The organism is Salinadaptatus halalkaliphilus, from assembly GCF_006543045.1.
Taxonomy (GTDB): Archaea; Halobacteriota; Halobacteria; order Halobacteriales; family Natrialbaceae; genus Salinadaptatus; species Salinadaptatus halalkaliphilus.
The window spans coordinates 63,880-74,664 of sequence record NZ_RBZW01000024.1 but is presented as its reverse complement, the minus strand read 5'-3'; the positions used below and the strand labels follow the sequence as shown (position 1 = coordinate 74,664).

The following is a 10,785-nucleotide window of genomic DNA, read 5'->3' as shown; positions in this document are numbered from 1 at the left end:
TGAAAGGGCGAGACGGGTCGTGGCTGCTGTGGCAGCACTATCCGAATGCAATGAGGATATCTGTCACAGCAGCCACGAGCCAGTCGAGGGCTTTCAGAGTATGATTCTATGTTGATAAACGACCCAATTTAATGCTGAGGCGATAAGTAGAGCGATGAAAGACGCACACCCGGAATCGATCGGCAGTCAGCACGGGGTTTTAGACTAATTTCTCCACGTGGTGACATCGATCGTCGACTCGCTGTCTCAACTCACCTGCGCGTTCGGGGCGAGTGCGTCGATCACCCGGCAGGCGTTTTTCGAAAAGACCCGCCAGAACATGTCCTCGGAGACGTCGAGCGTGAGCGTCTCCATAAGGGCGACGTTCGGATGGCAGGCGGGGACGCCGCTGCCGAAGAAGACTCGGTCCGGATGTTCGAGGATGGCTCGCTCGAGGACATCACGATACCGGACGAAACTCGTCTCGATGTAGCAGTCGTCGTCGGTCGCCAGCAGGTCGATCATTTCGTGCATGCGCGAGCGATCGAGGGGGTGGCCGCCAAAGTGGGCGACGATAACGGGAAAGGAGCGGTCGAGCAGCGTATCCGCGAGCGATTTCGGCGGCGCGTCGGAGCCACCTTGAACGATCACCGGCAAGCCCACGTCCTCGAGCATCGCGAGCACGTCGTCGTCGGGGTAGTTGTCGGTCGCCGGGTCGAGGACGAAGCCGTGAAAGCGGTCGTCGTATGCGTATCGCTCGATGTCCTCGGGCGTGGTGTGGTACTCTTTGCGGCTGGTGACGGCGTTGTGGAGTCGTCCGGTCGGCGTCCGGTCGGGCCAGTGCGTGCCGTTGATCCGGGCGAACGCGACGAACGGCCGATCGACGCTGTGGCGCGCGACGCCGTTGTTCGGCCCGAGATAGCTCGTCTTCGTTTGCGAGGGCGGGAAGACAACGGCTCTGGTGATTCCGGCCTGGTGCATCTCTCGCTCGAGGCGGTCCGGCGAAATCCGTGGACGGTGATCGAGCACCGTCTCCCCATCCGGTGTCAGCCGGGCGTAGACATCGACGACCCGAAATCCGTGTTCCAGCTCCAGCATCCCAGGGCCTACTTTCGAGTCGAGCTATATTTTGCTACCGGCTCTCCGGTCGCCGTCGTGTGGCGACGGTTCACACGACAATCGCCAGAGGGAGTGCCGGCGGGAGGGAAAGAATTATATAGAAGTGCTGACGACATAGTTAGTGAGGATTCAACGATGGCACAACAGCAACGCATGGGCGGACAGCCGATGTTTATCATGAGCGAGGATAGTCAGCGAACACAGGGCCGCGACGCCCAGTCGTCGAACATTATGGCCGGTAAGGCGGTTGCCGAGTCGGTACGGACGACACTCGGGCCCCGCGGTATGGACAAGATGCTCGTCGACTCGGGTGGCGAGGTCGTCATCACGAACGACGGCGCGACCATCCTGAACGAGATGGATATCGAGCACCCCGCGGCCCAGATGATCGTCGAAGTCGCCGAAACCCAGGAAGAGGAGGTCGGCGACGGAACGACGACCGCAGCGGTGATCGCCGGTAACCTGCTCGGCGAGGCCGAAGACCTCATCGAACAGGATGTCCACGCGACCACCATCGTCGAGGGCTATCACCAGGCCGCCGAGATCGCCCTCGAGGCGATCGCCGAGCAGGTCCAGGAGGCCGAGGTCGACGACGACGTCCTCAAACAGGTCGCCGAATCGAGCATGACCGGCAAGGGCACGGGCGGACTGACCGCCGAAACGCTGGCCGAGACGGTCGTCGAGGCCGTCCGCCACGTCGACACTGACGACGGCGTCGCCCGCGACAACGTCGCCGTTCACACCCAGATCGGCGCCTCCTCGAACGCGACCGAACTCGTCCCCGGTATCGTCATCGACGAGGAACCGGCCCAGGAGACGATGCCAAGCGAAGTCGAGGACGCCTCGATCGCCATCCTCGATGTCGAACTCGAGGTTCGCACCGGTGAGGTTGACGCCGAGTACGCCATCGACTCCATCGACCAGCTCAACGCAGCCGTCGACGCCGAGGAGAGCGAGCTGTCCGGCTACGCTGAAACGATCGCCGACAGCGGCGCCGATGTCGTCTTTACGACCGACGACGTCGACGACCGCGTCAGTAGTGCACTCGCTGCCGAGGACATCCTCGTCTTCGACAATATCGGGAGCTCCGACGCCAGCGAGATCGCCTCTGCGACGGGTGCCAGCCGCGTCGGCGCCCTCGACGACCTCGAGGAGTCTGACTTCGGCGAGGCCGACCGCATCCGCACCGAGAACTTCGGTGACGACGACCTCGCGTTCGTCGAGGGTGGGGCGGCCGCCGAGGCCGTCACCGTCTTCGTCCGCGGCGGTACCGAACACGTCGTCGACGAACTCGAGCGTGCGATCGGCGACGCCTTGGACGTCGCTGCGACGGCACTGGAGTCCGGCGAGGTCGTTCCCGGCGCCGGTGCGACCGAGATCGCCATCGCGGACCGCGTCCGACAGGAAGCCGCCGGTATCGAAGGCCGCAAGCAACTCGCCGTCGACGCGTTTGCAGACGCCCTGGATGTCGTACCACGCACGCTCGCGGCCAACACCGGTCAGGACCCGATCGACGCGCTCGTCGATCTCCGTGCGGCCCACGAATCCGAGGGCCGGGCCGGCCTGATCACGAACGGCGAAGAAGTTACTATCGACGATCCGTTTGACTACGGCGTACTCGACCCCGCTGACGTCAAACGCGAAGCCATCGAGAGTGCGGCCGAAGCGGCGACGATGATCGTCCGTATCGACGACGTCATCGCCGCCGAATAACGACACCACGCGTCGGTTCGGTTGCGCTCGGATAGAACGAATTCCCACTTTTCGACTCGTTTCCAGTCTGTCTCTCCGTCTGCTGAAGTACCATACTGCGACCATCTCCCGAACATATTCGGATGGTAATTACCGGCCGGCCACTACCGTTAAGTGTTAACACATCGAAAGTCCGAGTTGTCATGTCCGGAACTGCCCCCACAGATCGACTGACGCCGGTCGACGAACCGACCGGGCGGACGGTCTATCGAGACGACCGCGAGGGCACCTACCACACGTGGTGCGACGACACCGACTACGAGCCTGCAAGCACCGCGTTACTGACCGTCGTCTCGTCGATACTCGAGATCGACCCGATCGATCTCGAGCCTCTCTCGGAGCGGGTCGATCCGGACGCGTTGAACGCGCTCGTCGGCCACTGGACCGAGAGCCCAACGACGCCACACGGCGGTTCGATATCGTTTCCGTTCGCCGACTGTGACGTAACGGTTCGATCGGACGGCGAGATCGTTATCGACCCTCGGCGGCCGCGATTGGGGTGAACCGCCTCGGGGTCACGCCCCGTGGCATTCGCCTCGACAGCCTGTAAATCCGACGCGAGTGTGGGGCGGTGTTTTCACGTCGACCGTTCGAGCACGACACGATCGCCAGCAGTGAGCTCGAACGCCTCCTCACCCCGGCCCTGATTGACGTCGAGTTCGACGTAGCCATGACTGCCGACCGTCGCGAGTCGCTCGCCGACCGCGACGGCTGCGAACGTCTTCCCGACCGGCAGGTCTATCTCGTTCGCACGAATTCGATCGTGTGACTCGAGAAACGATCCCGGCACGTTCGTGATGACGTTGCCGAAGCCGTCGACGACGAGTACCTCGCCGATCGCCTGCTCGCCGTCGATCGTCGCCGTCGGCAACTCGAGGTCGACGATCGCTCCCGTCGGCTCGAGAAACGGCAGCGTCTCGAGAGTCTCGATCGGTGTCTTGTGAACGGCTGCAGCGGCGGGAGCGAAGAGATCCCGCCCGTGGAACGTGTTGGTCGCCGGTCCGTCGTCGCCATCTCGGCTCGAGCGAACGACGGGGCTGGCGCCGGTCGGTTCGACGGATTCGAGGGCGGTTTCGTCCACCACGAACGCCTCGAGGTCGCGGCCGTCAGCAAGCCGTCGAGCGACGGGACGGACGAGGCCGTTGTCCGGTGCGACGATCGCGTGATCGTCGGCACGAACGACGATCGCACCGCGGTCGGTGCCGACGCCGGGATCGACGACCGCGAGGTGGATCGCGGGGGGATAGTACGCGAGTACTTCCCGGAGCCAGAACGCCGCCGCGCGAACGTCCTGTCGCGGGAAGTCGTGCGCGATATCGATCAGTCTGGCGTCGGTCCGCGCACAGAGGACGCCTTTCATCGCCGCCGGATACGGCGAGCCGAAGTCTGACGCGAGCGTGATCATGGTGGACGATAGGGGCCGGCGGCACAAAATCGACCCGTCTTCGGCAGTGTCGATACTCGCGTCGGCACACGAACTCGACTGTCCTATCGATTCATCGCCGGCAGGTCCGGACCCTATCTGCCGTTCGAATCGGAGTCGCTGATCATTTGGATGCGTTCGATACCGCCGATTTCGTCAACGACCTCGGTGACTGCGCCGGGTACAAGTGACTGCCAGTCGTCGTCGTTGATCATCCGCTCGCGAACTTCGGTCCCCTCGAGAACGTCCCGGTTGAACATCGGCGATTGCCTGATTTCGATCCCGGCCTCTCTAAACAGTTGGATCACGAGCGGATTGTTCGAGTACGCGACATCGAAATCCGGACTCATACTCTGCACGTGGCTAACCCACACCGAATTGCGCTCGAGGTCCTCGATCGGAACTGCGTAGGTCACGAGGTCGGTATTGACGAGAGACTTCGTAATCATCATGATCCGCTCGCCGGCCGTAAACGGGTTTCTGACCGTGTGTGAGTCGTCGGCGCTGCCGATCCCGAGGACGAGTTCGTCGACGTCGTCGGCGATTTGGGCGACCATATTGTGGTGGCCGTTGTGAAACGGCTGGAAGCGACCGATGTAGAACCCCCGGGTCATAGCTATGTGTGCTCGACCGCCACGCTTAAACGTGGCGAGATACTGATCTGTGGCGGTTTCGAAAGCGGTCGCCGTTCACCGCCCCGCCGACTGGCTCTACAGCCGGAGCAGGCCGAGTGCCTCGGGGCGTGACCCCGAGGCGATTCACTAATGCGTTACGACCTGTCTAAGAGATCACCCGCCCTGAGCTCTCTAAACCGCGATATCGTGCACTGACACCATCCACCGCATGGAGAAAGTATATCAGTGGCAGTCCCTTCGAATCAGGTACTGAACAGAGTTCTATGAGCAACGATACGAACGTTGACGGCCCTCCCGAAGATGCGACAGAGGTTGCCCCCGAGGCGGAACAGCCCCAGGAGGAGCAACCGCAGGAGCACCCGGGAGAGCGGTCTCTCGAGGACGATCCCGAGGACGACCGCAGTGAGAACGTCGACGAGAGAGGGGAGTCGGCCGACGACGACGATCCAGCTGACGATGACCCGTCGACCGACGAGTCACCAGACGACGATATCGAAACCGTCGAAGACCTCGGTAGCGAGGTCGATGTCGATCCGGGCGTCGAAATCGACGACGAACACGCCGCGGACGATCTGCTCGGCGGCCTGAAGATCGATTCGACCGACGATATCGAAGTCCCCGACCGGCTCGTCGATCAGGTCATCGGGCAGGACGAAGCTCGAGACATCATTATCAAGGCGGCCAAACAGCGCCGTCACGTGATGATGATCGGCTCGCCGGGGACCGGCAAGTCGATGCTGGCGAAAGCGATGAGCCAGCTGTTGCCCCAGGAAGACCTCCAGGACGTGCTGGTCTATCACAACCCCGACGACGGCAACGCCCCGAAGGTTCGGACGGTGCCGGCGGGGAAGGGTGAACAGATCATCGACGCCCACAAGGAAGAAGCCCGCAAGCGCAACCAGATGCGGTCGATCCTGATGTGGATCATCATCGCGATCATCATTGGGTACACGATCATCAGTCCGGCCAGCATCCTGCTTGGTATCATCGCCGCGGGTATCATCTGGCTGATCTTCCGCTATACGAGCCGTGGCACGGACGCGATGGTGCCGAACATGATCGTCGACAACGGCGACCAGCGCCAGGCCCCATTCGAGGACGCGACCGGGGCCCACGCCGGGGCGCTGCTGGGCGACGTCCGACACGACCCGTTCCAGTCCGGTGGGATGGAGACGCCGAGCCACGATCGCGTCGAACCGGGCTCGATCCACAAGTCCAACAAGGGCGTGCTGTTCGTCGACGAGATCAACACGCTAGACATCCGCACCCAGCAGAAGCTAATGACGGCGATCCAGGAGGGCGAGTTCTCTATTACGGGCCAGTCCGAGCGCTCCTCGGGCGCGATGGTCCAGACCGAGCCTGTCCCCTGTGACTTCGTCATGATCGCGGCGGGGAACTTAGACGCGATGGAGAACATGCACCCCGCACTCCGCAACCGCGTCAAGGGGTACGGCTACGAGGTCTACATGGACGACACCATCGAAGACACCCCCGAGATGCGCCGGAAGTACGCCCGCTTTATCGCCCAGGAGGTCGAACGCGACGGGCGACTTCCCCACTTCGAGCGCGACGCCGTCGAGGAACTCATCCTCGAGGCAAAACGCCGTGCTGGTCGGAAGAACCACCTGACGCTTCACTTCCGGAGTCTCGGCGGTTTGGTCCGTGTCGCGGGTGACATCGCCCGTGCCGAAGACCGGGAGCACACCACCCGCGACGACGTCTTGCAGGCCAAGCAACGCTCGCGCTCGATCGAGCAGCAACTGGCCGACGACTACATCGAACGCCGCAAGGACTACGAACTGCAGGTCACCAAAGACGGCGTCGAGGGCCGGGTCAACGGGCTGGCGGTCATGGGCGAGGACTCCGGTATCATGCTCCCCGTGATGGCCGAGATCGCCCCCGCACAGGGTGGCGGCCAGGTGATCGCCACCGGCAAACTTCAGGAGATGGCCGAGGAGTCGGTCCAGAACGTCTCGGCGATCATCAAGAAGTTCTCCGATGTCGACCTCTCGGAGAAGGACATTCACATCCAGTTCGTCCAGGCGGGCCAGCAGGGTGTCGACGGCGACTCCGCTTCGATCACGGTTGCGACGGCGGTCATCAGCGCCTTGGAAGATATCCCAGTCGATCAGTCGGTCGCGATGACCGGTTCGCTCTCCGTTCGCGGTGACGTCTTGCCCGTCGGCGGCGTCACCCACAAGATCGAAGCCGCCGCGAAGGCCGGCTGTGACAAAGTCATCATCCCCGCGGCCAACGAACAGGATGTCATGATCGAAGACGAGTACGACGAGATGGTCGAGATCATCCCGTGTTCGAACATCAGCGAAGTCCTCGAGGTCGCCCTGAAAGGCGAACCGAAGAAGGACTCGCTGGTCGACCGTCTCAAGTCGATCACTGGCTCGGCACTTGACAGCAGCGCCGTCGGCTCCACGAGCGGGTCGAACCCGAGCCCACAATAGATGCCCCAGTGGGCGACGTTCGCCGGAATCACGGGCGTCGTCCTCGTCCTGTTGCTCGTTCTCTCTCATGTAACCCAGTCGTCGGTCGCCGATACGGCTTCCTCGCGTTCCGATTCGAACGCCCCGGACTCGGACGCAACTGCCTCGAGTAGCGACGATGCGGTACCGTTCGAGTCGACCGGCTTCGAGTCGGCGACTATCGAGGACTCGCGTTCTGCCGTTGATCGTCAGCCACCGGTCGAATCCGACGATCCGGCAGCCGACTCGGCACTCGAGAACGCCCGGTCCGCTCCTCGCGAGACGGGCGAGACGGCCCGAGCTGACTCCCACCCTGCGGGGATCGATCCGGCGTCGGTATCGACGCGCATGGTGCTTGCGAACGTCGCCCTCTCGCAGGGACTCTTCGCGCTGGTCCTGCTCGGCGCGGTGCTCTATACCGGCATTCCGATCAGCGCGCTCGGCGTCGAGCTCACCTGGTCGTCTCTCTGGACCGGCCTGTTCGTCGGGACGGTTGCCGGGCTCGTCCTCTACGTCGCGAACGAAATTGCCGCCGCGCTGGCGACACGCGTTGGCTTCGATCACGACGAACAGCTGCGTGAACTGCTGGCTCCCGACTCGAGGCGTGGGTGGGTGGTACTCCTCGTCGGTGTCTTGCCGATCGTCGCCGTCTTCGAAGAGTTGCTCTTCCGGGCGGCGTTGATCGGCGCGCTGTCGGCCGGCTTCGGCATCGATCCCTGGTTGTTGGCCGTCGTCTCCTCGGTCGCGTTCGCGCTCGGGCACGGGATGCAGGGGTCGGTCGGCATCGTCGTCACCGGGGTGCTCGGGTTCGTCCTCGCGGCCGTCTTCGTCCTCACCGGGAGCTTCCTCGTCGTCGTCGTCGCTCACTACTGGATCAACGCTCTCGAGTTTGTCGTCCACGAAGGGCTCGAACTCGAGTGGGCCACGGCCCTCGAACAGTAGTACGATCTGGTGTGACTCCGCCGGTAGATCGGGACAGGAATCGGTATCAGTGCCAGTGCAATCGCTGGACTGTCGCGGTTGTACCGTACAGCAAACCGTATAAGCCACTCGGCACGCTCGAGTAGCGTATGGACGACGCCAACGAGGTACCAGAGCGGATCTATCGAGCCGTATTCGCGGGAATCGTCTGTTACTTCGGGCTATTTGCCGTCGGAACGATCACGGGCAGCGGTCTCGTCTTGCTCGCGGCCGAGGTCGTCTTCGGCGTGATCGCCGTTGGACTCGGCACGATGTTGTACATGCAGTCCGGCGGCGAGCCGTCGTTGTTGTTCGCCTCGGCGATCTGTCTCATCGCGGGTGGTGCATTGCAGTTCGCGCTCCTGTTGTCGGGACTAGCGATTCTCGGCGTGCTCTCGTCGATAGCCGTCTTCGCCGGAATCGGACTCTACATCTACGTCATCTGGGTCGCACAGTGACGGGTACAACGCATCCCTTCGGCCGAGGGAGTTAGACGATCGTTTCGACGCCCTCGAGCGAGGTCAACTGGTAGGTCGGCTGGTGATCGCTCGCGTGGTCGCGGGCGCGACCCGTGTCGAGCCACGCCGAATCGAGCCCCATCGCGTTCGCACCCGCGATGTCGGCTCGAAGCGAGTCCCCGATGTGGATCGTCCTGTCGGCGCTCGCCTCGAGTTCGGCGAGTGCGTACTCGAACGGCGCCGCGTCTGGTTTCGGGTAGATCCCCTCGCTGGGCTCGGTAAACACTCGGACATCGAAGGCGTTCTCGATACCGAGGGCGCGCAGTTTTCGGGTTTGTGTGGTTCGGCCGCCGTTGGTGATGAGCCCGACCCGGCCGTGTTCGCGGGCGTACTCGAGGGCGGCCTTTGCGCCGGGGCGAAAGCGAACAGCGGTCGGGTCCTGCAACTCGAGATACCAGTCGGTGAGCCGCTGGGAGACGGCGGGATCGACGTTCGACCGACGCGCGACCGCCGCAAAGAGGTTCTCGTAGAACTCTCGATCGGTCTCGGCGTTTGGAAGCGACGGCACCGCCGATCGAAGATCGGCGGGCGTACAGAACTGTTCGAAGCCGGTCCGATCGAACGTCCGCTCGAGCAACGTCGACGCCGACTGCGTCGGCTCACAGAGCGTTCGATCGAGGTCGAAACAGATCGCGTCGTAGCCCGCCATTCGTCCCCAGTAGGGGCTCGAGTGTTCTCAACGTTTCGCCGGCGGCCCCACGTACTTTGGAACCATCGTTTTTACCTGATAGTCGCGATTCCTAACGTGGCCAATCAGACTGGCGACAGCTATCCAGACGACGACCTGGTCGTAACCCGTGCTGGCGACTGCGAGTCGGAATCGGTACTCCAATCGATCGTAATGGCTCTCGCCGACGCGACGAACCGCCCGGCAACCGACCTGCCCCCGCTGTACGAGCAGATCGATCCGTCGGCGATCAATCCACTGATCGATCACGCTCGGAGACAGGACACCGACATCCGGATCGAATTCCGCTATCGTGGGCACCGGGTCGTCGTCATGCAAGACGGTCACGTCCGCGTGTACGACGTATAAGATCCGACGCGGTACAAGTCGGTGACATTATTTTCGCCGAGGTGTCTGTCGATGTATGGACGTCGTCAAACGGGTACACATCGCCGCCCTTGGCTACGAGTACGACCGGATTCTCGAGCCGATCCGTGATCAACGGGCCGATCTCGTTTACCTCCTCGAAGACCCCGATCACCTGACGACGGCGTATCACGACGAGCTGGTCGCCGAACTCGAGGCGGTCGTTCCCGCGGTCGAGACCCTCGAGTCGGATCTGACGGATGTCTATGCGGTCCTGGGGGACGTGACGACGATCGCCTCCCATCACGCCGACGACGTGGTCGCCGTCAACGTCTCGAGTGCCGGCGCGATCCCCGCGATCGGGATGACGATCGCCTGCATGGACGCGTCCACGAACGCCCAGCCGTACTACGTCGAGCCGGCTACGTACGCCCACGACGGCTCGAGCGAGCCGACGTCGTTCGGTGCCGATCGGATCGACGAGCTCCCGATCTATCCGATGGAGTCGCCGACGACGGATCAGGTCGCGATCATGGGCTTTCTCGCGGACCCTGCCGCCTGGGACGGCTATCACGACGACCGAACGGCTCCGCCGAAGAAGAAAGACCTCATCGAGTACGCACGCGATGTCGGACTCTCGTTTATGGCCGACCGACAGTCGCCTGGCGACGGTGAGGACAAGGGCGCGTTTCGGGTGCTCGATATCCACGTCGTAGAGCCCCTCGTCGCCGACGGCTACGTAACGGTCGAATCAGTCGGCCGCCGCCGCGTCGTTTCCCTCACCGACCGCGGCGAGAACGCCTATCGTGCGTTCAGACACAAACTCGCGGAACTCGACGACATCGACGCCGTCCAGACGTGTGACGAGCGGCGTTGAGCGATTGACGCG

The 10,785-nt window shown here is 63.1% G+C and carries 11 protein-coding genes; 7 read left to right on the top strand and 4 right to left on the bottom strand.

Features of this window, described 5'->3' with window-relative positions; translation table 11 throughout:
• Positions 1–246: 246 nt before the first annotated feature.
• On the bottom strand, positions 247–1,077 hold the full coding sequence (locus D8Y22_RS10845; protein ID WP_141464730.1) for an amidohydrolase family protein: 831 nt from the start codon (positions 1,075–1,077) through the stop codon (positions 247–249).
• 189 nt (positions 1,078–1,266) lie between these two features.
• Here D8Y22_RS10845 and thsA point away from each other — a divergent pair, with 189 nt between their 5' ends.
• On the top strand, positions 1,267–2,811 hold the full coding sequence (gene thsA, locus D8Y22_RS10840; protein WP_141464731.1) for a thermosome subunit alpha: 1,545 nt from the start codon (positions 1,267–1,269) through the stop codon (positions 2,809–2,811).
• Positions 2,812–2,993: 182 nt separating this feature from the next.
• Positions 2,994–3,353: a HalOD1 output domain-containing protein gene (locus D8Y22_RS10835; protein ID WP_141464729.1), complete on the top strand. Its 360-nt coding sequence runs from the start codon at positions 2,994–2,996 to the stop codon at positions 3,351–3,353.
• 74 nt (positions 3,354–3,427) lie between these two features.
• Here the strand turns inward: D8Y22_RS10835 and D8Y22_RS10830 are convergent, their stop codons facing one another.
• On the bottom strand, positions 3,428–4,255 hold the full coding sequence (locus D8Y22_RS10830; RefSeq protein WP_141464728.1) for an SAM hydrolase/SAM-dependent halogenase family protein: 828 nt from the start codon (positions 4,253–4,255) through the stop codon (positions 3,428–3,430).
• Positions 4,256–4,368: 113 nt separating this feature from the next.
• Positions 4,369–4,887 (bottom strand): nicotinamide-nucleotide adenylyltransferase, encoded by a 519-nt coding sequence (locus D8Y22_RS10825; protein WP_141464727.1) that lies wholly within the window; start codon positions 4,885–4,887, stop codon positions 4,369–4,371.
• A gap of 284 nt (positions 4,888–5,171) precedes the next feature.
• Between D8Y22_RS10825 and lonB the strand changes: the two genes are divergently transcribed.
• From lonB to D8Y22_RS10810, 3 genes are all read left to right on the top strand, one after another.
• Positions 5,172–7,367 carry an ATP-dependent protease LonB gene (gene lonB, locus D8Y22_RS10820; protein ID WP_141464726.1) on the top strand — a complete coding sequence of 732 codons (2,196 nt, stop codon included), beginning with the start codon at positions 5,172–5,174 and terminating at the stop codon, positions 7,365–7,367.
• The gene (locus tag D8Y22_RS10815) at positions 7,368–8,327 is read left to right on the top strand and encodes a CPBP family intramembrane glutamic endopeptidase (protein ID WP_141464725.1); all 960 of its coding nucleotides are present in this window, start codon (positions 7,368–7,370) and stop codon (positions 8,325–8,327) included.
• A 128-nt stretch (positions 8,328–8,455) separates the two neighbouring features.
• Entirely contained in the window at positions 8,456–8,803 is a 348-nt protein-coding gene (locus D8Y22_RS10810; protein WP_141464724.1) for a hypothetical protein, read from the top strand.
• A 31-nt stretch (positions 8,804–8,834) separates the two neighbouring features.
• Here D8Y22_RS10810 and D8Y22_RS10805 read toward each other — a convergent pair whose 3' ends face one another.
• Complete coding sequence (locus tag D8Y22_RS10805) at positions 8,835–9,512, bottom strand: HAD family hydrolase (protein WP_141464723.1); 678 nt, start codon at positions 9,510–9,512, stop codon at positions 8,835–8,837.
• 96 nt (positions 9,513–9,608) lie between these two features.
• On the opposite strand from D8Y22_RS10805, the gene D8Y22_RS10800 reads away from it, so the two are divergent.
• Both D8Y22_RS10800 and D8Y22_RS10795 read left to right on the top strand, forming a co-directional pair.
• Complete coding sequence (locus tag D8Y22_RS10800) at positions 9,609–9,899, top strand: HalOD1 output domain-containing protein (protein ID WP_141464722.1); 291 nt, start codon at positions 9,609–9,611, stop codon at positions 9,897–9,899.
• A gap of 55 nt (positions 9,900–9,954) precedes the next feature.
• Positions 9,955–10,773 (top strand): HFX_2341 family transcriptional regulator domain-containing protein, encoded by an 819-nt coding sequence (locus D8Y22_RS10795; protein WP_141464721.1) that lies wholly within the window; start codon positions 9,955–9,957, stop codon positions 10,771–10,773.
• Positions 10,774–10,785: the final 12 nt, after the last annotated feature.